Origin of the sequence: Rhizobium cerradonense (assembly GCF_030182455.1) — a bacterium.
In the GTDB taxonomy this organism is placed as follows: Bacteria; Pseudomonadota; Alphaproteobacteria; order Rhizobiales; family Rhizobiaceae; genus Rhizobium.
Window position 1 is genome coordinate 129,487 of sequence record NZ_JAQJCK010000001.1, and the last position, 20,532, is coordinate 150,018.

General features: G+C 57.3%; 22 protein-coding genes and 2 tRNA genes. 11 read left to right on the top strand and 13 right to left on the bottom strand.

The window, feature by feature from the left end; genetic code table 11:
* Window positions 1–61: 61 nt before the first annotated feature.
* A complete protein-coding gene (locus PH547_RS00700; protein WP_245463955.1) occupies window positions 62–805 on the bottom strand; it encodes a hypothetical protein in 744 nt (247 codons plus the stop codon).
* Window positions 806–1,071: 266 nt separating this feature from the next.
* Entirely contained in the window at window positions 1,072–1,512 is a 441-nt protein-coding gene (locus PH547_RS00705) for a VOC family protein (RefSeq protein ID WP_104822952.1), read from the bottom strand.
* Between the two features lie 196 nt (window positions 1,513–1,708).
* Here PH547_RS00705 and PH547_RS00710 point away from each other — a divergent pair, with 196 nt between their 5' ends.
* The 6 genes from PH547_RS00710 to PH547_RS00735 all read left to right on the top strand — a co-directional run bounded on the left by PH547_RS00710 (window position 1,709) and on the right by PH547_RS00735 (window position 5,241).
* The gene (locus PH547_RS00710) at window positions 1,709–2,287 is read left to right on the top strand and encodes a cold-shock protein (protein ID WP_028753855.1); all 579 of its coding nucleotides are present in this window, start codon (window positions 1,709–1,711) and stop codon (window positions 2,285–2,287) included.
* 1 nt (window position 2,288) lies between these two features.
* Window positions 2,289–2,801 carry a DUF192 domain-containing protein gene (locus tag PH547_RS00715; protein WP_104822953.1) on the top strand — a complete coding sequence of 171 codons (513 nt, stop codon included), beginning with the start codon at window positions 2,289–2,291 and terminating at the stop codon, window positions 2,799–2,801.
* Between the two features lie 129 nt (window positions 2,802–2,930).
* Window positions 2,931–3,007: transfer RNA gene (locus tag PH547_RS00720), tRNA-Pro, on the top strand.
* Between the two features lie 562 nt (window positions 3,008–3,569).
* The gene (locus PH547_RS00725; protein ID WP_104822954.1) at window positions 3,570–4,508 is read left to right on the top strand and encodes a hypothetical protein; all 939 of its coding nucleotides are present in this window, start codon (window positions 3,570–3,572) and stop codon (window positions 4,506–4,508) included.
* A gap of 256 nt (window positions 4,509–4,764) precedes the next feature.
* Entirely contained in the window at window positions 4,765–5,070 is a 306-nt protein-coding gene (locus PH547_RS00730) for an ETC complex I subunit (RefSeq protein WP_104822955.1), read from the top strand.
* A gap of 94 nt (window positions 5,071–5,164) precedes the next feature.
* A tRNA-Arg gene (locus PH547_RS00735) sits at window positions 5,165–5,241 on the top strand.
* 44 nt (window positions 5,242–5,285) lie between these two features.
* Here PH547_RS00735 and PH547_RS00740 read toward each other — a convergent pair.
* The 8 genes from PH547_RS00740 to PH547_RS00775 form a co-directional block, all read right to left on the bottom strand.
* Window positions 5,286–6,473, bottom strand: a complete 1,188-nt coding sequence (locus PH547_RS00740) for an IS481 family transposase (protein WP_104822956.1) — start codon at window positions 6,471–6,473, stop codon at window positions 5,286–5,288.
* A 153-nt stretch (window positions 6,474–6,626) separates the two neighbouring features.
* On the bottom strand, window positions 6,627–8,384 hold the full coding sequence (locus PH547_RS00745; protein ID WP_104822957.1) for an adenylate/guanylate cyclase domain-containing protein: 1,758 nt from the start codon (window positions 8,382–8,384) through the stop codon (window positions 6,627–6,629).
* 177 nt (window positions 8,385–8,561) lie between these two features.
* Complete coding sequence (locus tag PH547_RS00750; RefSeq protein WP_199773544.1) at window positions 8,562–8,726, bottom strand: hypothetical protein; 165 nt, start codon at window positions 8,724–8,726, stop codon at window positions 8,562–8,564.
* 154 nt (window positions 8,727–8,880) lie between these two features.
* Window positions 8,881–9,120, bottom strand: coding sequence for a hypothetical protein (locus tag PH547_RS00755; RefSeq protein ID WP_104822958.1), 240 nt, complete (start codon window positions 9,118–9,120; stop codon window positions 8,881–8,883).
* Window positions 9,121–9,271: 151 nt separating this feature from the next.
* A complete protein-coding gene (locus tag PH547_RS00760) occupies window positions 9,272–10,045 on the bottom strand; it encodes an amino acid ABC transporter ATP-binding protein (protein ID WP_104822959.1) in 774 nt (257 codons plus the stop codon).
* 17 nt (window positions 10,046–10,062) lie between these two features.
* The gene (locus tag PH547_RS00765; protein WP_104822960.1) at window positions 10,063–11,217 is read right to left on the bottom strand and encodes an amino acid ABC transporter permease; all 1,155 of its coding nucleotides are present in this window, start codon (window positions 11,215–11,217) and stop codon (window positions 10,063–10,065) included.
* Between the two features lies 1 nt (window position 11,218).
* Window positions 11,219–12,409: an amino acid ABC transporter permease gene (locus PH547_RS00770; protein WP_104822961.1), complete on the bottom strand. Its 1,191-nt coding sequence runs from the start codon at window positions 12,407–12,409 to the stop codon at window positions 11,219–11,221.
* Window positions 12,410–12,502: 93 nt separating this feature from the next.
* Complete coding sequence (locus PH547_RS00775; RefSeq protein WP_104822962.1) at window positions 12,503–13,528, bottom strand: amino acid ABC transporter substrate-binding protein; 1,026 nt, start codon at window positions 13,526–13,528, stop codon at window positions 12,503–12,505.
* 370 nt (window positions 13,529–13,898) lie between these two features.
* Between PH547_RS00775 and PH547_RS00780 the strand changes: the two genes are divergently transcribed.
* Window positions 13,899–15,089 carry a cystathionine beta-lyase gene (locus PH547_RS00780; RefSeq protein WP_104822963.1) on the top strand — a complete coding sequence of 397 codons (1,191 nt, stop codon included), beginning with the start codon at window positions 13,899–13,901 and terminating at the stop codon, window positions 15,087–15,089.
* On the opposite strand, the gene PH547_RS00785 is transcribed toward PH547_RS00780, so the two are convergent.
* Complete coding sequence (locus PH547_RS00785) at window positions 15,090–16,253, bottom strand: FAD-dependent monooxygenase (RefSeq protein ID WP_104822964.1); 1,164 nt, start codon at window positions 16,251–16,253, stop codon at window positions 15,090–15,092.
* Between the two features lie 29 nt (window positions 16,254–16,282).
* Window positions 16,283–16,528, bottom strand: a complete 246-nt coding sequence (locus PH547_RS00790) for a zinc-finger domain-containing protein (protein WP_028755005.1) — start codon at window positions 16,526–16,528, stop codon at window positions 16,283–16,285.
* A 199-nt stretch (window positions 16,529–16,727) separates the two neighbouring features.
* Here PH547_RS00790 and PH547_RS00795 point away from each other — a divergent pair, with 199 nt between their 5' ends.
* On the top strand, window positions 16,728–17,510 hold the full coding sequence (locus PH547_RS00795) for an alpha/beta fold hydrolase (RefSeq protein ID WP_104822965.1): 783 nt from the start codon (window positions 16,728–16,730) through the stop codon (window positions 17,508–17,510).
* Window positions 17,511–17,519: 9 nt separating this feature from the next.
* On the opposite strand, the gene PH547_RS00800 is transcribed toward PH547_RS00795, so the two are convergent.
* Window positions 17,520–18,320 (bottom strand): enoyl-CoA hydratase-related protein, encoded by an 801-nt coding sequence (locus tag PH547_RS00800; protein ID WP_104825084.1) that lies wholly within the window; start codon window positions 18,318–18,320, stop codon window positions 17,520–17,522.
* A 76-nt stretch (window positions 18,321–18,396) separates the two neighbouring features.
* On the opposite strand from PH547_RS00800, the gene cysE reads away from it, so the two are divergent.
* From cysE to PH547_RS00815, 3 genes are all read left to right on the top strand, one after another.
* A complete protein-coding gene (gene cysE / locus PH547_RS00805) occupies window positions 18,397–19,254 on the top strand; it encodes a serine O-acetyltransferase (RefSeq protein ID WP_104822966.1) in 858 nt (285 codons plus the stop codon).
* A 128-nt stretch (window positions 19,255–19,382) separates the two neighbouring features.
* Window positions 19,383–19,586 (top strand): DUF3126 family protein, encoded by a 204-nt coding sequence (locus tag PH547_RS00810; protein WP_104822967.1) that lies wholly within the window; start codon window positions 19,383–19,385, stop codon window positions 19,584–19,586.
* A 414-nt stretch (window positions 19,587–20,000) separates the two neighbouring features.
* A complete protein-coding gene (locus PH547_RS00815; protein WP_104822968.1) occupies window positions 20,001–20,369 on the top strand; it encodes a phasin family protein in 369 nt (122 codons plus the stop codon).
* Window positions 20,370–20,532 lie beyond the last annotated feature (163 nt).

Here is a 20,532-nt window from a genome sequence, read left to right on the forward strand (position 1 = left end):
ATCGAAGCTTGAATAAGCTCGCCTTAACAGCATGTTGCGGGAGTTTGCAGATGGGACCGGTTTAGAACCCCGATCCGCTCTGCGGCTGGGTTATCAGCGGCTTGCCATCCTGGCCCTGGCCCTTCGACGCAACGATATGCGCCAGCATCAGTGCTTCCTTGCTGTCGATTCTGCGGGCACTGGAGCCGCGGGCGGGCAAAATTTTCGAGGGCGTGGCGTCCGCTGTCGGCCTCATCGGGCTTCCCGACGCGTTGGCGGCGTTGCGGATGACGGGCGGAGGGATGACCGCCTCGGATGTCTGGTCGACGGGCATGCCGCCATTGCCCTGTTGTGGCGTGACATTCTGCGTCGCACTGGGCGGCATACTGTAGACGCTGCGCATGATCGGACTAGGTCCCTGCGGCTGTCCGCCACCCGGCTGGGTGGCCAGCGTTCCATCCGGATTGACGGCAATCGGCGCGGGCGTCGAATAGATGCTGCTTCTATTGGCATTGACCGCGGTCGGCTGCGTCACCAGGCCGGCCATGCCGGCCGGCGCGTCTGTTGCCACAGGCGCTGCCCCGGCGGGTGCCGGCGGGAAAAAGGATTGATTGCCCGTGGCTTCAGCTACCATCTGCGGATGCGCGCCGTGAACGCTGTGTACCAGCGGATCGCGATAGGCGTCGCCCTTTTGCCGTTTCGCGTCGGCTTTGGTGTTGAGAGCGTCGGCGAGCTCTTCGGCAGCATTGGGCTTCGGCTCGACCTCGGCTGCCTGTTTCGGCTTGCTGCCTGTCGTCGCGCAGCCGGCGAGCATCAAAAATGACATGGCGATGGCAATAGTGCTTGCGAGCTTTTTATTGCCGGATAGAATCTGCCGATCGCACAAAGGACGTTCCCCGCTTAAAAGTTGGCACCGGAACGGCCTCTTGCGAGGGACGATGATGTCGAGCGGCTTCCTACTGGGAACGATGACCGCGCGAAATCCGATGCATGATGCTTCGAGTCGTCCAAGCATGCCGGAGAGCGGGTGCGGCCGGCAAGCGCGAAACCGGTGGCTCCGCGCGCGCCGTAAGCCTCGCGAAAGCTAGCGCCTCACCAGGCGCCGGTATTGGGCATCGAAGCCCAGGGCTCGGCCGAAGCAAGGTCGGCACCCTTCTGCAGGATCTCGATGGAAATGCCGTCCGGAGACCGCACGAAAGCCATGTGACCATCGCGGGGCGGCCGGTTGATAGTAATGCCATTGTCCATAAGTTTCTGGCAGATTGCGTAGATGTCATCGACCTCATAGGCGAGGTGACCGAAGTTCCGTCCTCCGGTATACTCTTCAGGGTCCCAGTTGTAGGTGAGTTCCAGACTGGGCGCGCCGCTGCTTCGGGATGCGTCTACATCCTCGCTGGCAGCAAGGAAAACGAGAGTGAAACGGCCTTTCTCGTTTTCGTAGCGACGGGTTTCGGTGAGGCCGAAGAGAGTGCTATAAAAGTGTAGTGAGGCGTCGAGATCGGTAACGCGGACCATGGTGTGAAGATAACGCATTCTGTTTCCTCTCTAATGTTTGTGCTGAGACGATCTGAAACGAGACACCAGCTTCAGGCAAGACTCGGCGCGCTAATCTACGGATGGGAATAAACGAAAACTAGGACTTGCGCTTTTCCGTTACCAAGATGTTAATCTTGATTTCAAGGAATCAGTTAACTGTAACAGTGTGACGCGTAATCGAGGGTTGGCTAAGATGGGTGACAGAATTTCATCGAAGGGTATCGTCGACTTCGGAGAGATGTCGGGCGAAGCCGTCGAGCTCATCGAAATCTCCGGCGTCGTCAAATGGTTCGATGTCGCCAAGGGTTTTGGCTTCATCGTTCCGGATAACGGCATGCAGGACGTTTTGTTGCATGTGACATGCCTGCGCCGCGACGGTTATCAGACCATTCTCGAGGGCACGCGCATCGTCGCGCTGATTCAGCGCCGTGAACGTGGCTATCAGGCTTTCAAAATCCTCTCGATGGACCAGTCGACCGCCGTGCACCCGTCGCAGATGCCGCCGGTGCGCACCCATGTCCAGGTCACTGCGACAAGCGGCCTCGAGCGCGCCTTGGTCAAGTGGTTCAACCGCACCAAGGGCTTTGGTTTCCTGACGCGCGGTGAGGGCACAGAGGACATCTTCGTGCACATGGAAACGCTGCGTCGTTTCGGTCTGGCGGAGTTGCGGCCGGGACAGGTAGTCCTTGTCCGTTTCGGGCCGGGTGAGAAGGGCCTGATGGCGGCAGAGATCCATCCGGATGCGCCAAGCCCGGTGACGCGGCCGCATTGATATGACCACCAGAGTTATGTTTTCTGCTGTTTTGAAGAGCGCCATCGTGGCGCTTTTTCTTGTCGGGGCATCCGCTCCCGCCTTTGCCGCGCAAGCGGCCAGCGAAAAATCGATGGCGTTCGATTCGGAGCCGCTATCGATCAAAACGGCCAAGGGCGTAACGCACAAGTTCACCGTGGAATTGGCATTGACCGAGCCGCAGCTCGAGTTCGGCCTGATGTATCGCAAGAGCATGCCGGACGATCACGGCATGCTTTTCGATTTCGGTGCGCCGCGCCCGGTCATGATGTGGATGAAGAATACCGTGCTACCGCTCGATATGCTTTTCCTGGACAGGAGTGGCGTCGTCACGCACATTCAGGAAAACGCCGTACCCTATTCTGAAACGATCATCAGCTCCGGCGGGTCAGTGCTTTACGTCATCGAGCTGAACGGCGGCATCGCAAGAAAACTCGGCCTTGCCGTCGGCGACAAGGTGACGAGCGCTACGATTTCCGCAAAACTCGGCAAGTAGATTTTCCCCGGGGATCGGAGCTTCAACGCCATTTTAGCTGTTGCAGCACGAGGATGAACCGTGTATCTCCGCACTCGTTCTGCAAAGCGGGACGACGCGGTCTCCTCAAAGAGATTATGCGTGAGGGTACGGAGTGTAGCGCAGTCTGGTAGCGCATCTGGTTTGGGACCAGAGGGTCGGGAGTTCGAATCTCTCCACTCCGACCATGTTTTCCCTGTGAAATACCTGTGCCTCTTTGTTTGGCGAGCCGCAGCGGTTCGAATTCGATTCCGTTGTGATGCAAGATCTCATGCCTGTTGCGGATGAGAGTACAAGGACGAAATGCGCACTTTCTACGCGACATTCTTTGTATGTCGACCCGTGTGCATCGGCGCGCCGTCCAGATTTGCGTCCCTTCTTAATGAGCGCTGACGCGAATCCTTGAAAATCATTTTCCTGCATTTCTTGTAGGTAAATGCCAAATGATAACAGCTTTCCACATAGCGTGCTCGAATGAGTTATCTTCGCAGAAGATATGATGCCAACCGAGAAAATTAAAAACTCTGGGTTGTCAAATAGCTAATTAGTATTATGTTGTATTCGCATTGCTAATGAATAGTGCTTATCAGGCGTGTTTTTGAATGCTCGGCCTCGGTCGAGATGATGATTCCAACCATTCAATCAGGAGAGAGAAGGAAGCGCTCAGTCGCCAGGGATGGCGCGTGAGTGCGGCCAAAATTGAACGCGTTGGTGCATTCCTCACTCGCGCATCTAAAGGAGGATATTTCGATGAACGCAGTGACTGTTCCAGTCGCGGGTCAGATCGCGGCTCCCAATGGTGAGATACCTGCCGGCACCACCATGCAATTGAACCAATGGGCGATAAGCCCAAATAATCTGTACGTGTTGATAATGCAGACCGACGGCAATCTGGTGCTTTACCAGGTCGATGGCGCGCCGCCGAAGCCAAATTCAACTTTCCAGGGCTACGCGATATGGTCGTCGAATACAGACGATGACATCCCATTTGTCTTCGCTATTCAGACCGACGGCAATCTCGTGATCTACAACGAATCCGTTAATCCGCGCCAAGTGATGTGGAGTCCAAACACGCAGAGCTCCTCACCAGCGTACCTTGCGGTGCAGGCCGACGCTAACCTCGTTTACTATGACACGTCCAAGGGCGTGATCTGGACGTCAAACACCCAAGTCTACATGCCGCCGATGGTGCCGACGTTAGCGAACGGCGCTACCGGCCGGTTCGACTGGAGGGACGTTGCCTGGCACAGTCTCAACAACGAAGGTGACAATGGATCGATCCCAACAGTTTCGCTAAGCAGCGATACCTTGACATTCTCGGGCGGCTTTCAGTGGGAAGCCCCCGTTATCGGGTCTGGAACGGGCGACATTTACATCCAGATCTCGTTAACGCCAGTAACTTGCTCGGTCACGATAAAGATGACCGGGTATCCACTTGACGGCAATAACATGTCTCAGTCGGGAACTTGGCAACTGACCCCGGGGGACGAACCCGTCTTGACGTGCAATCTCGATAATGGGGGAACTCTAATCATAAGCACCTTTGACGGCGGTGGAATCTGGTGGCCTGGGGTCGAGATCGAATACATGTATGGTTTTGATCTCTGCTTCGAGAACATGTCCGGCGCTTCGGCTTCCGCAATCGCTACACAGCAGACGCGTGAATCTCCGCTGAGAAACGCGGTTTGATCAGATCTGTAGAGACTGGGATCGGCATGCTGATATCAGCATGCCGATCCATCTCCGATTCCAAGCAGGATTGTCCGCGGTCACAAGTCGAACGCGACGGTGTCGCCTAAGTGAAGCTTGGGCAGCCCGCCTTTTTGCTTGAAAACAAAGGGATTCGCGGCTAAGCAAATCCCACAATGCTCAGCCTTCATGGGGCCGGGCGAAGACGAGAGAAGCAAAGGCGGGACTGTCCCGCTTATCCGGAGGCGCTGCAGCGATGCCTGCCAAGATTTACCGTCCCGCAAAAACCGCCATGCAATCCGGCAAGGCCAAGACCCATCTGTGGGTTCTGGAATTCGACCAGGAAATCCCGCGCAAGATCGATCCGATCATGGGCTATACATCGTCGGCCGATACGCGCCAGCAGCTCAAGCTGACTTTCGAGACGCAGGAGCAGGCCGAGGCCTATGCCCAGCGCAACAGCATCGAATACCGCGTTCTCGCTCCCAAGGACGCCAACCGCCAGGTGGTTTCCTATACCGATAACTTCCGTTTCAATCGCATCCAGCCCTGGACCCATTGATCCGGCACACGTCGAATTCGCTGCCTATTGAGTTTGACGGAAGTTTCAGGCATGTGTTGCCAGCCGCGGGCAGTTCGCGGCGGCTTGGCTTTCAGGCCCCTTAGCTCAGCTGGATAGAGCACCTGCCTTCTAAGCAGGTGGTCGCAGGTTCGAATCCTGCAGGGGTCGCCAAAAACCTTCTTGTCCATACCGAAGAGATAGGTAACAGTTTGTCCCTAAGAGATGGGTGACAACCTCGTGCCGAACGGGTTGTCGATGGTTTGCAAGGTCCTCTGTTCCAGGTCGATATATCCCAGATCATAATGCATGAAGCTGACGAGCCAAATGCCGTCGTCGACTTCTTTGATGCCGAGTTTTTGTCCTGCCATAACGGTCGAGATATTGATCTTCTTGCGGTGCATGCAGATGCGGCCGCAGTTGGTGACGAGCGCATCCCTGTCGTGGAAGGGGTAATTGATCTCCGGCAGGCCCTCATAGGATCTCGATGATGAGACATAGAGGCTGCCCGGCGTTCTCATGTTCAGTGCCTCGTGCGGCCGTTCGGTATTGAATTCGCTGACGAATGCATCGAAGCGGGCCTGCTGCTGCAGGATGTTTCTGCCGGGCGGACGGGTAGCCTCTTTCTTCAGCGTCAGGTGCATACGCTCGTGCCGGCCGTTGTCTTGCGGATGGCCTGGCCTGATGCGTTCGAGCACGATGCCGAGTCTCAGCCACCAAACGGACAGCTTGGACAGATTGTAGAGGCCGTTGGGCGAGGCAAACGGCAAGCCGTTGTCGCTGCGGATGGCGAGCGGCAGGCCGCGCTCGGCAAACAGCCGGCAGAAGGCCTCGAACACGCCCTGCTCGCGCGTTGATTCAAAGGCTTCGCAGGCAAGAAGGAAACGCGAGGCCTGGTCGGTCACCGTCAGCGGGTAACAGTATCCGCCATTGCCAAGTTTGAACTCGCCCTTGAAGTCGGCGCACCACAGATCGTTCGGCATGAGCGCCTGGGATAAGGCCGTTCCCTCGGCTCGATGGCGTTGCCGCTTGCGGGCATGAGCGACCAGCCCGTGCCGGTCGAGAATGGCATGCACCGTGCTTTTGGCGGGCACACGTATATCGCCGGCAAGCTTCCTGACCAATAACTCGCGGATCTTACGCGCACCCCAATGCGGCTTGTCCTTCTTGAGCCGCACGATCATCGCCTCGACCGGCTCGGGCAACTGATTGGCATAGCGCACCGGCCGACGTGACCGATCCGTCAGTGCCTCCAACCCCTCGTCCTTGTAACGGTTGAAGATCTTGTAACCGGTCTTGCGCGAGATGCCGAACGCACGGCACACATCGCTCATGCCTTCGCCCTCAAGCAGACGGGCGACAAATCGAAGACGTTCCTCCATAACCGAAGTCTCTCTCCACGGCATCAACACCTCCCGCCAAAGCGAAAAGTGTCACCCATGTCTCCGGTACAAAACGTCACCTATCTCTCAGGTCGGGCATTCATTAAACAATGCGTTATGTGATTTTTGGTGGGTTTCAACCTATTTTACGACGCTGTGTGCGACGATATGGCACGGCTACTGAATGGCTAATCCCGCGCGAAATGCACCATTTCTGATTGCTGCAAGCGCCGGAGGATTGGTGACCGGATATCCCTCTATGAATATCTCGGCAGAAAAGCCGGGAGCGCTGTCATGCAGACAGGCGGAAAACCTTGCCGATTCAGATTTCTGCTCTAACATCGCGAAGGCCATAGACAAAAACAGGAGTGTGGCAGGCGCTTGTGGTGGAGCGTGATGGAGTGCCGCCACACTCTCTCTGTAGAATCCGGCGATAAAGCAGCAGCGGCCGAGCATACCGTAATACCAGGGAATGTGGGGGTTCAAGCGGATGGCTCTCCGCGAGAGTTCGCAGGCCTGCTCCGGACTACCGGCCACTAGGGCTAAGTTTCCGGCCAGCAGCGCAAGGGTGTCGGCATCATTTGGGTATGCCTGTAAGACGAGGCTATGCTCGTCCAACGCGGCTTCGAAGTTCCCTTGCAAAGCTCGGAAGCTGGCGCGGCAAAGCCGAGCCGCGGTGTCATCCGGATCGAGCGCCAAGGCTTGTTCGATGCAGCTTTCAAAGCGTTGTATCCAGGCTGAATTATCTCTAGCAAAACCGTTATAGACCCCTGAGGAATATGCGAGCCCCAAGATGGTCCAGGCTCTTGCGAGTGTTGGATCGAGTTCGACTGCGCGGGACAGAAAACGGATTGCTTCAGCGTTAGACGCGCGCGTGAACAGGTCGTGTTGTTCGTGGCCGAGGAGGTAGCAATCATATGCTTGCAGGCTGGCTGGTTTCTTACGCCGGACAACATCCCGTCGAAATCCCAGAAGTTTACCGCAACAGGTACCAAGAACGTTGACCACGTTCTCGGTGACCATGTCCTGCATCGTAAACAGGTCATCGGCCGATTGATCGTATCGAGCCGTCCAGAGGCTAGCTCCACTGCAGGCATCGACAAGCTGTACTGAAATCCGGACGTGCTGTCCGGCTGCTTGCAGGTTTCCCTCAAGAACGTAGTCAGCTTTCAGGTCGCACCTGATTGATCGGAAGTCGTTCTGTCCCCCTTTGTACAAAGCCATGGTTTGACGGGAAATCACCGCAAGGTCGGGATATCGCGCGAGGTCGGCAATGATGTCAGCGGATATTCCGGCGGCAAGCCGTTCCCATCGGTCGTCTGCACTCAGATTGTCGAACGGGAGCACGGCGATAATCGGTGGCCCAGAGATATCTTTGGCGACCGACGACCGAGACGGAATGCCACTCCTTGCCAACCCCGCCGTATCCCAATTCACCTGAAAAACGGGAATGGCCTTGGGAAGGTTCTTCAAAGCATACTTGCCGAGGCTAGTCAGCCTAAACGGCACCTTGCCGTCAATATGCTCTCGGACTGATCCGGAAATGTATATCCCTGACGCGACTGCGATCCCTTGCAATCGCGCAGCCACATTGACGCCGTCACCCAGCAGATCGTCTCCCGCTACCACGACATCGCCGAGATTGATGCCAATACGGAATTCCAGCGGGCGGTCATCTACAACATCGTTAGTTCGATCTGCGAGGTTGCGTTGAATTTCCACCGAACAGCGAACCGCCTGAACGGCACTTGGAAACTCGGCCATGATACCGTCACCGGCCAAGCCGAAAATGCGGCCGCCGTGTTCTTTCACAAGGCTGTCGATCTTTTCGCGACACTTGTCCAGCGCCCGTATCGTCCCCTCTTCGTCAAACGCCATCATACGGCTGAAGCCGACAACGTCAGCCGAAAGGATGGCTGCAAGCTTTCTATCCACAGTACGCCCCCGCGACAGATCACTTTCATGACCAATATGCGCCAATCCGTAATCAAACGACAGGGTTGCTATTGGAGTGAATGCTAAAATATGTCGGGCGGCGAGCTAAGACGAGTAACAATCTGTTCTGTAAGGCACACGATAGATAAAGATTAACAGTGGTCTGCCAGGTCGTGATTAGAAACGCGTCTCCATTGGCCAACCGCCAGCATCCGCCGGTCTGGTTGCATTCACTGCCATGTCGATGAGGTCATAACCGGCCACTGCACCGATCACTCTTACGACGATGATTGCCGCGCCGAGAAACGCCAGCGCAGCGATTATCCTGTCGCTTTTCTTCACGTCCCGTCTCGTCCCCCCAATGACTACAAACTGCATCCCCACGCAGCCGGCGGCAGTATATCGGGTTTATAGTGGGGCGCTACGGCTATATTCAGGTCGCCGACCTTTGCGTTAAGCGCGCTTGAGACAGGACGCCTTCGGGACGATGATTCGGTCAGGCGGCGTTCAGGTCGGCGATCTCGCCGTGCCGTGCCAGGAGGCGAGGGGACGTCATGTCGCCGGTCTCTTCGTCGACCATGACCGCATAGGCGGCAACGCCGACGAAACGCGCGGCCATGGAAAGGGCGATCTTTTCGGCACTGGCGGCGCTTGACGCCTGCCGCATTTCTCCCGGCACCAGATTTCCGCGGTTCTTCTTATAGGGAAGGATAATAAACTTTTCGCCGGATGCCATTGTGCTCGCCCTGATTTGTTCACACAATGTTCTGGTTTGCGTGGAGTGTCAATATGGTTAATCGTAACCGCCGTCGCAATTCCGACCTACATATTGAAAAACCCGCCGGCTGCGTCACAGCCGACGGGTTTTTGATCATCGCATGGTCCGCTTAGTGCAGGATCTGGCTCAGGAACAGCTTGGTACGTTCGTGCTGCGGGTTTTCGAAGAATTCCTTCGGTGAGTTCTGTTCGACGATCTGGCCCTGGTCCATGAAGATCACGCGGTTCGCAACCTGACGGGCGAAGCCCATTTCGTGGGTGACACAGAGCATGGTCATGCCTTCTTCGGCCAGACCCACCATGGTATCCAGCACTTCCTTGATCATTTCCGGGTCGAGCGCCGAGGTCGGCTCGTCAAACAGCATGATCTTCGGGTTCATGCAGAGCGAACGGGCGATCGCCACACGCTGCTGCTGACCGCCGGAAAGCTGGCCAGGATATTTCTTTGCCTGTTCCGGAATCTTGACGCGGGTGAGGAAGTGCATGGCGATTTCTTCCGCCTGCTTCTTCGGCATCTTGCGCACCCAGATCGGCGCCAGCGTGCAGTTTTCCAGGATCGTTAGATGCGGAAAGAGGTTGAAGTGCTGGAACACCATGCCGACTTCGCGGCGCACTTCGTCGATCTTCTTCAGATCGTTGGTGAGTTCCACGCCATCGACGATGATCTGGCCCTTCTGATGCTCCTCAAGGCGGTTGATGCAGCGGATCATCGTCGACTTGCCCGAGCCGGAAGGCCCGGCAATAACGATGCGCTCGCCGCGCATGACCTTCAGGTTGATGTCGCGCAGTACGTGGAAATCGCCGTACCACTTGTTCATGTTGATCATTTCAACCGCGACTTCCGTGTCGGAAATGGTCAGTTTTTTTGGTTGGGCGTCAGCCATATTTTTTCCCTCGGTTTTTATCGTTTGTGGCCAGTATCGAGATGGCGTTCCATGAAGCCTGAATAGCGCGACATGCTGAAGCAGAACAGCCAAAATATGAAACCGGCAAACACCAGTCCCGTAATCGGCGTCACGGCGCTTGCCCAGTTCGGGTCGGAAAAGTTCTGACGAACGATACCGAGCAGATCGAACATGCTGATGATCGACACCAGCGACGTGTCCTTGAACATGCCGATGTAGGTGTTGACGATCCCGGGTATCACCAGCTTGATCGCCTGCGGCAGAACAATCAAGCGCATCTTCTGCCAGTAGCCGAGACCAAGCGAATCGGCACCTTCGAATTGGCCCTTCGGCACAGCCTGAAGACCGCCGCGGATAACTTCGGCGATGTAGGCCGAGGTAAACATCGAGACACCGACCACGGCGCGCAGCAATTTGTCCACCGTCCAGCCCTGCGGAAGGAAGAGCGGCAGCATGACGCTGGCCATGAACAATACCGTGATCAGCGGAATGCCACGGATGATTTCGATGTAGAGCACTGACAGCATTCGGATGACGGGCATCTTCGAACGCCGTCCGAGTGCAAGCATAATGCCGAGCGGAAAGGAGACTACGATCGCAACAAAGGAAAGGACCAGCGTCACCATGAGGCCGCCCCATTTCTGCGTTTCCACGACCTCCAGACCAAAGCCACCGTAAAGCAGGAAAAATGCGACGATCGGCAGCACGATGAATGCCAGGATGGCATTCAATCCTTTTCTCGGCACCGACGGTATCAGCATCGGCACAAACAGGATGATGGTGATAATCGCAACGAGAGCCGGCCGCCAACGTTCTTCCGGCGGGTAAAGACCGACCATGAAGATGGTGAACTTCGCCCGGACGAACGCCCAGCAAGCGCCGCTCCAGCCATCCGGTTGTGTTCCGCCTTGCACGGTGGTCGCACAGAAGGTGCGATCGGCACCGCTCCAGGCGGCTTGGATGAACAGCCAGTTGACAATATGCGGAACGGCCCAAGCGAGGAAGGCTATCGCAAGGATGGTCAGAACCACGTCTTTCGGCGTCGCCAGCAGATTTTTTCTGAGCCAGTGTACGACGCCTTTTTCGCTCGATGGAGCCGGCAGTTGCGGAAGGATTGTTTTGCTTACAAAGCTTTGGCTTCCGTTGGACATCTTATCTCTCCACCAAAGCCATCTTGGCGTTGAACCAATTCATGAACAGGGAGGTCGCTATGCTCAGCGCAAGGTAGATGACCATCCAGATCACAAAGACTTCGATCGCGCGGCCGGACTGGTTGAGAATGACGCCACCGACGGCGACCAGATCGGCATAGCCGATCGCAATCGCGAGCGAGGAGTTCTTCGTCAGGTTGAGATACTGGCTCGTCAACGGCGGAATGATGATGCGCATTGCCTGGGGAATGACGATGAGCCGGGTGATGGCTGGGGCGCGAAGCCCTAGCGCGCCGGCCGCTTCCGATTGCCCCTTGGCCACGGCGCGAATGCCGCCGCGAACGATTTCGGCGATGTAGGAGGCGGTGTAGAAGGAAAGCGCGAGGAACAGCGAGATGAATTCCGGCCCAATGACAGAGCCGCCGGTCAGATTGAACTTGCCAGCGACCGGATAGTCAAAGGACAGCGGCATGCCGGCTGCGAAGAAGGTCAGGAGCGGCAAGGCGATGAATATGGCCACAGACACCCAGATGGTGTGAAACTGTTGACCAGTCGCCGCCTGGCGCTTGTGCGCCCAGCGGGCCATGAAGAATATGGCCACGATGGCGACCACAATCGCGATGCCGACAGCCCACATGCCGCTAGCGAAAATCGGGCTCGGAAAGGCAAGGCCGCGATTGCTGAGATAGCTCGAGAACGGTAGATGCACAGCCTCGCGCGCCTGTGGCAGCAGCACCAGAACGCCGCTATACCAGAAGAAGATGACGAGCAGCGGCGGGATATTGCGGAACAGCTCGACATAGGCCTGGCAAAGCTTCGCGATCAGCCAGTTGTGCGAAAGCCGGCCGATGCCGACGATGAAGCCGATGATTGTCGCCGCAATGATACCTGATACTGCGATGAGAACGGTATTGAGCAGGCCGACGATGAGCGCTTGGATGTTGGTGGAATCGCTCGAAAATGGAATCAGCGCTTGGCCGAGATTGAAACCGGCGCGTCCGCCGAGAAAAGCAAATCCAAAAGGCTGGTTCGACGCACGCAGATTTTCGACGGTGTTGTGAATGATGAACCCGACGAGTGCCAACAGAATTATGACGGTAAGAACCTGGTAAACCAGGCCTCGGACTTTGGGATTATTGATCGCTGATCCGGACGAGCGTTCGCCTTCGGGCGAATTTATTGTAATTGCCATGCAGACTTTTTCCCCTCTATGCCCGTTTCGGGCTTGTTTTCTTAAGGGAGGAAAGGCGGCGAGCCGCCTTTCCCAATGTCATACGATCACGGTTCAGCGAATCGGCGGTGCGTACTGAATGCCACCTTTGTTCCAGAGGGCGTTCAGGCCACGCTGAATCTTCAGCGGGCTGCCGGCGCCGATGTTGCGGTCGAAGACTTCGCCATAGTTGCCGACGCCCTTGATGACGTTGTAGGCCCAGTCGTTGGTCAGGCCGAGGTCGGTGCCGATGGTCGAGCCCTGCTCGACGCCGAGGAAGCGCTTGATGTCCGGATTGGCCGAGCTCTTCATCTCGTCGACGTTCTTCTGCGTAATGCCGAATTCCTCGGCATTGATCAGAGCATAAGCGGTCCAGCTTACGATATCGAACCACTGGTCGTCGCCCTGGCGAACGGCCGGTCCAAGCGGCTCCTTGGAAATGATTTCCGGCAGAACGACGTTGTCGTCAGGGTTCTTCAGGGTCAGGCGCAGGGCATAGAGGCCGGACTGGTCGGTGGTGTAAACGTCGCAACGGCCGGAGTCGTAAGCGGCGTTGACTTCTTCGAGCTTGTCGAAGACCACCGGATTGTACTGAAGATTGTTGGTCTTGAAGTAGTCGGCGAGGTTGAGCTCGGTCGTCGTACCGGATTGAACGCAAACGGCCGCGCCGGAGAGTTCCAGAGCCGACTTCACGTTAAGTTCCTTACGAACCATGAAGCCCTGGCCGTCATAGTAGGTAACCGGACGGAAGTTGAGGCCGAGCGCGGTATCGCGGTTGATCGTCCAGGTGGTGTTGCGAGAAAGCAGGTCGATTTCACCGGACTGCAGTGCAGTGAAGCGGTCTTTCGCGCTAAGAGGGGTGTATTTTACCTTGGTTACGTCGCCAAAGACAGCCGCAGCGACGGCCTTGCAAAGATCGACGTCGAAACCGGCATAGTTGCCAGAGGCATCGGGCTGCGAGAAGCCAAGAAGGGCGCTATTCACGCCGCATTGAACAAAGCCCTTGGCCTTCACATCGCTGAGCGTCGAAGCCGACGCGCCAGAAGCGGTGTATGCCAAGGCTGCCGCTCCGAGGAATACGGACAGAGCAATCTTTTTCATCTTTCCCAACCTTTGTCTATTATAGTTAAAGCGTATCGCTCCCGAAGCAGGCTCTCGGAGAACCGTGTTCCTCACTCTCCCGGTGCGAGTGGTTCTATCACAGTCGCAAATGCATTTCCGGTCAAGACGCCGCCTAAATTATTGAGAAATAATTCGGAGTTTTCATCTGTTTCGGCTCGAAAGCGAGCGGTTGGCTTCTATTTGGGCAGCATTTTGCCAAAAAACTGCGCGGAAATGACGTATTTATTCCGCCATTCCGGTATTTTAGCTAATACCTAATATTAGGATTCGCTGGATCGCTCGGGGTTGACCCCGCCGGGCTTGGCAGCCACTAATCGAAGTCCCCACAGCGCCAAAGGCATACCCAGACATGAAAGACAAAGACACATTGCTGCAAAACGCCGGCATCAACACGCGTTTGTCCCACATCGGCAATTCGCCCTCCGATTTCCATGGTTTCGTCAATCCGCCGGTCGTGCATGCCTCGACGGTACTGTTTCCGAATGCGCGAACCATGGAGACGCGCGATCAGAAATATACCTATGGCACGCGCGGCACGCCGACGACCGATGCGCTTTGCGACGCTATCGATGCGCTGGAGGGATCAGCGGGAACGATCCTGGTGCCCTCCGGGCTTGCGGCGATCACCGTGCCTTTCCTTGGCTTTCTCTCCGCAGGCGACCACGCCCTGATCGTCGATTCGGTTTATGGGCCGACGCGTATCTTCTGCGATACCATGCTGAAGCGTCTCGGCGTCGAGGTCCAATATTACGACCCGTTGGTCGGCGCCGGCATCGAGCAACTGATCAAGCCGAACACCAGGCTGGTGCACACCGAAGCGCCGGGCTCCAATACCTTTGAAATGCAGGATATTCCCGCGATCTCGGCCGTCGCTCATCGCCATGGCTGCGTCGTCACCATGGACAATACCTGGGCAACGCCCCTTTATTTCAAGCCGCTGGATCATGGGGTCGATATCTCCATTCATGCGGCAACGAAATATCCGGCTGGGCACTCCGATATTCTGCTGGGAACGGTATCCGCCAATGCGGCCCATTGGGACCAGTTGAGGGAAGCCAATATCCAGCTCGGCATCTGCGGCGCGCCGGACGATGCCTATCAAGTGCTGCGGGGCCTGCGCACCATGGGCGTGCGCCTGGAACGGCATCAGGAAAGCGCGCTCGCCATAGCGCAGTGGCTCGAGAGCCGCGAGGACATCGCGCGCGTGCTGCATCCGGCATTGCCAAGCTTCCCAAGTCATGAACTTTGGAAGCGCGACTTCAAGGGATCGAGCGGCATCTTCTCCTTTGTGTTGGCCGTCGACCGTCCGGAGAAATTCAGGGCCAAGGCGCACGCCTTCCTCGACGCGCTGCGGATTTTCGGTCTGGGTTATTCCTGGGGCGGCTTCGAGAGCCTCGCACTGCACGTCAATCTCAACGACCGGCGCATTAGCAAGGCGCCGCCGGAAGGGCCGGTCCTGCGCCTGCAGATCGGTCTTGAGGATGTCGCCGATATCAAGGCCGATATCGAAAAGGGTCTCGCTGCAGCGAAAGAGGCCTGATCAGCCGATAGCGCGATAGCCGTAGATCCAATCCAGGTCCGCCGCGAGACTTTGCGGCGGACGCATGGAGAGAACAAAATCACGGGCTAGTCGCACCGGTCCGCGAGCATGATAGGCAAATTGGTTGAAGGCGGCGCGCTGGCGCAGGCGCGCAATGCGCGGCATACGGTGCTTTTCGAAAAGATCGAGCGCTTCGGCGAGGGGGCGTGAGGCCACCATGCCGGCAAGTTCGAAGGCATCCTCGATTGCCATGGCGGCACCTTGGGCCGCAAAGGGCATCATCGCATGCGCCGCATCGCCGATTAATATGACATCCTTGCCATTGTGCCAGCGGCCGACGCTCGCTTCGTAGAGCGGCCAAAAGGTGGCTTGCTCCTGGCGTTCGAGCATTGCCGTGATGGCATCGTTCCAGCCTGAGAAGCGCTGCAGAAGATGCTCGCGTTGCGCCTTGGTGCCGGCGGCGCTCCAATCATGGCCCGAAGTGCTTCCGGAGATGTTCGCCACGATATTGAAGGCGGCATGTTCCTTGATCGGATAGCAGACGAGGTGTGCCGAAGGACCGAGAAACGCCGTCACGCTCGATCTGTCGAGTACGCTTGGGGCGGATGCCTCGGGGATGATGAAACGCCAGGCGATATTACCGGAGAAATGCGGCGAAGGGCCACCGGGCACCAATGCGCGCGTCTTCGACCAGACGCCATCGGCACCGACGATCAGATCCACGTCCATGCCACCGATCTCGTTCAATCCGTTTTCGTCTATCCTATCGATATCGTGGCCGAGATGCAGCGTGCAAAGCGGATTGGCTGTCACCGCATCGAGAAGCGCCTTTTGCAGCGTCGCGCGATGAACGGCGCCATAGGGAGAGCCCCAGCGCTTCCTGGCGAAGGTGCCGCAGGGTACGGATGCGATCAGCCGCAAGGATGAGCCGGAGACCAGCCGCACTTCCGTCGGTTCCAGCCAGACAGGCTGGAGAGTATCGAGCACGCCGAGCGTGTCGAGGATGCGGGATGCATTGGGAGAAATTTGCAGGCCGGCGCCGACCTCGGTCAGTGCTTCGGCCTGTTCGAAAATAGCGGCACGAATGCCGTGCCTCGCCAGCGCCAGCGCCGCGGTAAGGCCGGCTATTCCGGCACCGATGATCGCGGCGGTCTTGATCGGCATTCAGCTATGTCCGATCCGCTCTCGGGATATCAAGCGGCCTTGAAGTGGAAGACGCAGCCGGCCGGATTGGTTTCGTCCGCTTTCAGCGACGGATTGTAGCGATAGAGCGTCGAGCAGTAGGAGCAGACCTTCTCGCTTTCATCGCCCATGTCGATGAAGATATGCGGATGGTCGTAGGGGACCGAGGCGCCGGTGCACATGAATTCCTTCACGCCGATCTCGATAACGCGGTGTCCGCCGTCGTTCTGGAAGTGGGGAATATTGTGGCCGGCCATGATGATCTCCGAATGCGTCTTGCCTAGATGGCATGAATGTTGCGCCAGACTTGATTGCCCCTCTTTATAATCCTTCTCGCCGATTGTGTAGTGCGAAAGTCCGGCTCGGCGCACAGATTTTCGCAAGCGCGGGGTTCACCTGATATTGTCGATAAAATAAGGTCCGCAGCAAAGAGACGATGTTCACGAAGATCTTGCCATGAATTTGAATAGTCCTGCCTTTTCCTATTTCACCAATGACGGGCTCAAGCTGGCCTATTTCGACGAGGGCGATCCGAATGGCGCGCCGGTCTTGTTGATTCATGGTTTTGCCTCGACCGCGATTGCCAATTGGGTCAATCCGGGCTGGCTGAAATCGCTGGGCGAGGCTGGTTACCGCGTCATCGCCATCGACAACAGGGGCCACGGCTTGAGCGACAAAGCCTATGATGCCGAGGCCTATCGTCCTTGGGTCATGGCGGAAGACGCGGTTGCGCTGCTCGATCATCTCGGCATCCCGCAGGCCCATATCATGGGATATTCCATGGGCGCGCGCATCTCGGCTTTCCTGGCGATGGCCCATCCCGATCGTGTCCGCTCGCTCGTATTCGGCGGGTTGGGCATCGGCATGATCGATGGTGTCGGTGATTGGGATCCGATCGCCGATGCGCTATTGGCGCCATCGGTTGACGATGTCACGCATCTGCGCGGCCGCATGTTCCGCGCCTTCGCCGATCAGAACAAGAGCGACCGTGAGGCGCTTGCCGCCTGTATCAGAGGCTCGCGTGATCTGGTCGCCAAGGAAGATGCGGCAAAGATTAAGGCGCCGACCCTAATCGGCGTCGGCACCAAAGATGACATTGCCGGTTCGCCGCAGGAACTCGCGGCGCTGATGCCGCATGCCGAGGCGCTGGATATCCCGAACCGGGACCACATGCTCGCCGTCGGCGACAAGGTATTCAAACAGGCTGTCCTGGAATTCTACCAACGCCTGGCGAATTGATGGATTAAGTCACTTCCCGGTGAAATGCGGTTTTCGCCGCGCGGCAAAGGCTGCGCGGCCCTCGGCATAGTCGGCGCTGTCGAAGGTCTCGGCACCGATCACCTCCGCCTCGCGCAGCAGGTCGCTATCCTGTTCGAGCACGGCACGAACCGCGAGCTTCGAGGCATGCAGTGCGATCGGCGCATTGGCGGCAATCGCGCGGGCGAGAGCCGAAACTTCGCCGTCGAATGCGTCGACTGCGATCTCTTCCAACAGAAAGCCGGCCGCGACCATCTTGCCGGCCGACATCGGTGCGCCGGTGAAAAGCGTGACCTTGGCCATCTGCGGTCCGAGCGCGTTGACGATGTCTTGCACCGCGTCCGCAGGGTAGGCGATGCCGAGGCGCACGGCTGGCACCGAGAAACGCGCGCCTTCCTCGGCGACACGCAGATCGCAGGCGGCGGCAATGCCAAAGCCGCCGCCGTAACAGATGCCGCGGATCGCCGCGATCGTCGGTACTCGGCAATGGCGGATCGCGGTGAAGGCGGCGCTGTTCAGCGCCTCGTAGGCGACAGCAGTTTCGGCATCCTTGCGCAGGCTGTCGAATTCGCTGATATCGGCGCCGGTCGAAAAATCCTGCGCCGCGCCGCGGATGACGATCACATGCGCATGTGCCTTGTCGGTCAAAAGGCGAATGGCCTGGGGTATGGCGCGCCACATCGCCGCAGTGAGGGCGTTCTTGCGGTCGGGATTATCGATGGTGAGAGTGCCAATGGCGTCGCTGCACGTAGCGCGCAGGAAACCGCCAGCAAAATCATGCTCAAAACTCATGCGCGCCGAACCCATTTATGTTGCCGGAGTTTTACTCTATATAATGTTTCACCGACAGGAAATCAGGAGACCGTCAATGGTCGCAGCAACGGACATTCGCCAGGTTGAAGGCGTGGGGCCGGTAAAGGTCGTCGATCCCATCTGGGGCAGCGTGCGCGAGGAAGCACGCGCGGCCGCCGAGCGGGATCCGCTTCTGGCCGCCTTCCTCTATTCCACGATCATCAATCACCGGTCGCTTGAAGAATGCGTCATCTATCGCATCTGCGAACGTCTCGACCATCCGGACATGCAGGGCATCCTGCTGCGCCAGACCTTTGAGGAAATGCTGGCCGATTGGCCGGAATGGGGCTCGATCCTGCGCGTCGATATTCAGGCCGTCTACGACCGCGATCCGGCTTGCCTGCGCTTCATGGAGCCGGTCCTCTATTTCAAGGGCTTCCACGCCCTGCAGACGCATCGTCTGGCCCATTGGCTGCTCAATCGCGGTCGCCGGGATTTTGCGCTCTATCTGCAGAGCCGCTCCTCCAGCGTTTTCCAGACCGATATCAACCCGGCTGCGCGCATCGGCAAGGGCATCTTCCTTGATCATGCGACCGGCCTGGTGGTCGGCGAAACGGCCGTTATCGGCGATAACGTCTCGATCCTGCACGGCGTCACTCTCGGTGGCACCGGCAAGGAAGGCAGCGACCGTCATCCGAAGATCGCTCATGGAGTGCTGATCGGCGCCGGCGCCAAGATCCTCGGCAATATCCAGATCGGCCATTGCTCACGCATCGCTGCCGGCTCGGTGGTGCTGAAGGAAGTGCCGCCGAAGACGACGGTGGCCGGCGTGCCGGCCAAGGTGGTCGGTGAAGCCGGCTGTTCGGAGCCATCCCGCTCTATGGATCAACTCCTAGCCGAGCAGGTCGACCAAATCATGGGTGCCGGAATCTAACGGAAATCCCACCTGAATGTCAGGGTTTTGCGCTGCCGGCAAAGGCTGAAGGCGCGCTTCCGGTCTTTACACCGCCGCTTTTCCTATGCAAGAAGCGGCCAAGCTGAGAATCCTCACGGAGATGAATTGTGAAGCCTGACGAAATCAAGAAGCTCGACACCTACTTCAAACGCACGTTCAATCCGCAGATGGTGGTCAAAGCCCGCCCGCGCAAGAACGATTCCGCAGAAGTCTATCTTGGCGAAGAGTTCTTGGGCGTTGTCTACATCGACGACGAAGACGGCGACCGTTCCTACAATTTTTCCATGGCCATCCTGGACGTCGATCTCTAATCGACAGCGTGGCCGTTTGGCGCGCTCGACCTCTGGTCGATCCCGCGGTTTCCAACAAAGCTGGTATCAGAGAACCGCATTTCACTGAAATGCGGTTCTTTTTTTGAAAAATCACCCTGCAGTAGGCTAAACGCTACTCATTTGCGATCGAATTTAGTCGATTGCCTGCCGAAATTCTTTTTTTCATCGAAATCGAATATTTCTGCCTAAGCCTTAAGTTGTAGCTCGTTTGATATATATTAGCAAAAACAGAAGGATGCCTTCCACGCGCTCCTACGGTCATTGCTTTGTCATTGGAAATGCAATCTTGAGTCGATATTGCGCCGCACAAGACTACTTGACTATTTGTGCGTCGCATTTAGATTTTTTCCCGTAACCCGGCCGTCGGCCAAACCAACAAAGGGACGGAGAAGTATGTTCAATTTCGATGAAGCGAACAAGAAGGGCAAGGAAGCCATGGACACGGCGCTGAAGAGCTATTCCGATGTCACCAAGGGTTTCCAGGCGATTGCTGCTGAAGCCGCCGAATACTCCAAGAAGTCCTTCCAGGACGGCGTTGCGCATTTCGAAACGCTGGCCGGCGTCAAGAGCTTCGAGGCTGCTTTCGAACTGCAGACCGGCTTCGTAAAGTCTTCCTATGAAAACTTCGTTGCCGAAGCGACCAAGCTGGGCGAAATGTACGCCGATCTCGCCAAGACCGTGTACAAGCCGTACGAAGCTCCGGTTGCCGCCGCCACCAAGGCTGCCGGCAAAACCCCCGCTTCGGTTGCACCTGCTGCATAAGCACCTCGCTTAAGCACAGTGAATTTACGAAAGACCGGCTGCGCAACCCGCGGCCGGTCTTTTGCGTTGCCGATTTCCGATCTTGGCCCGATCGTCGCCGCGACTTTTTTGATCATGACCCACTTTGGCAACGAATTCTGATTGCAGTGTCCGGTAGGGGGCT

Bases quoted from the DNA above. Each gene is read 5' to 3' on its own strand.
- PH547_RS00785 (WP_104822964.1), bottom strand. From the start codon at position 16,253: ATGCCGATCAAGACCGCCGCGATCATCGGTGCCGGAATAGCCGGCCTT.
- PH547_RS00800 (WP_104825084.1), bottom strand. From the start codon at position 18,320: ATGAGTTTTGAGCATGATTTTGCTGGCGGTTTCCTGCGCGCTACGTGC.
- PH547_RS00730 (WP_104822955.1), top strand. From the start codon at position 4,765: ATGCCTGCCAAGATTTACCGTCCCGCAAAAACCGCCATGCAATCCGGC.
- PH547_RS00765 (WP_104822960.1), bottom strand. From the start codon at position 11,217: ATGTCCAACGGAAGCCAAAGCTTTGTAAGCAAAACAATCCTTCCGCAA.
- PH547_RS00795 (WP_104822965.1), top strand. From the start codon at position 16,728: ATGAATTTGAATAGTCCTGCCTTTTCCTATTTCACCAATGACGGGCTC.
- PH547_RS00815 (WP_104822968.1), top strand. From the start codon at position 20,001: ATGTTCAATTTCGATGAAGCGAACAAGAAGGGCAAGGAAGCCATGGAC.
- PH547_RS00710 (WP_028753855.1), top strand. From the start codon at position 1,709: ATGGGTGACAGAATTTCATCGAAGGGTATCGTCGACTTCGGAGAGATG.
- PH547_RS00760 (WP_104822959.1), bottom strand. From the start codon at position 10,045: ATGGCTGACGCCCAACCAAAAAAACTGACCATTTCCGACACGGAAGTC.
- PH547_RS00755 (WP_104822958.1), bottom strand. From the start codon at position 9,120: ATGGCATCCGGCGAAAAGTTTATTATCCTTCCCTATAAGAAGAACCGC.
- PH547_RS00770 (WP_104822961.1), bottom strand. From the start codon at position 12,409: ATGGCAATTACAATAAATTCGCCCGAAGGCGAACGCTCGTCCGGATCA.
- PH547_RS00790 (WP_028755005.1), bottom strand. From the start codon at position 16,528: ATGGCCGGCCACAATATTCCCCACTTCCAGAACGACGGCGGACACCGC.
- PH547_RS00725 (WP_104822954.1), top strand. From the start codon at position 3,570: ATGAACGCAGTGACTGTTCCAGTCGCGGGTCAGATCGCGGCTCCCAAT.
- PH547_RS00700 (WP_245463955.1), bottom strand. From the start codon at position 805: ATGTCATTTTTGATGCTCGCCGGCTGCGCGACGACAGGCAGCAAGCCG.
- PH547_RS00775 (WP_104822962.1), bottom strand. From the start codon at position 13,528: ATGAAAAAGATTGCTCTGTCCGTATTCCTCGGAGCGGCAGCCTTGGCA.
- PH547_RS00740 (WP_104822956.1), bottom strand. From the start codon at position 6,473: ATGCCGTGGAGAGAGACTTCGGTTATGGAGGAACGTCTTCGATTTGTC.
- PH547_RS00715 (WP_104822953.1), top strand. From the start codon at position 2,289: ATGACCACCAGAGTTATGTTTTCTGCTGTTTTGAAGAGCGCCATCGTG.
- PH547_RS00705 (WP_104822952.1), bottom strand. From the start codon at position 1,512: ATGCGTTATCTTCACACCATGGTCCGCGTTACCGATCTCGACGCCTCA.
- PH547_RS00780 (WP_104822963.1), top strand. From the start codon at position 13,899: ATGAAAGACAAAGACACATTGCTGCAAAACGCCGGCATCAACACGCGT.
- cysE (WP_104822966.1), top strand. From the start codon at position 18,397: ATGGTCGCAGCAACGGACATTCGCCAGGTTGAAGGCGTGGGGCCGGTA.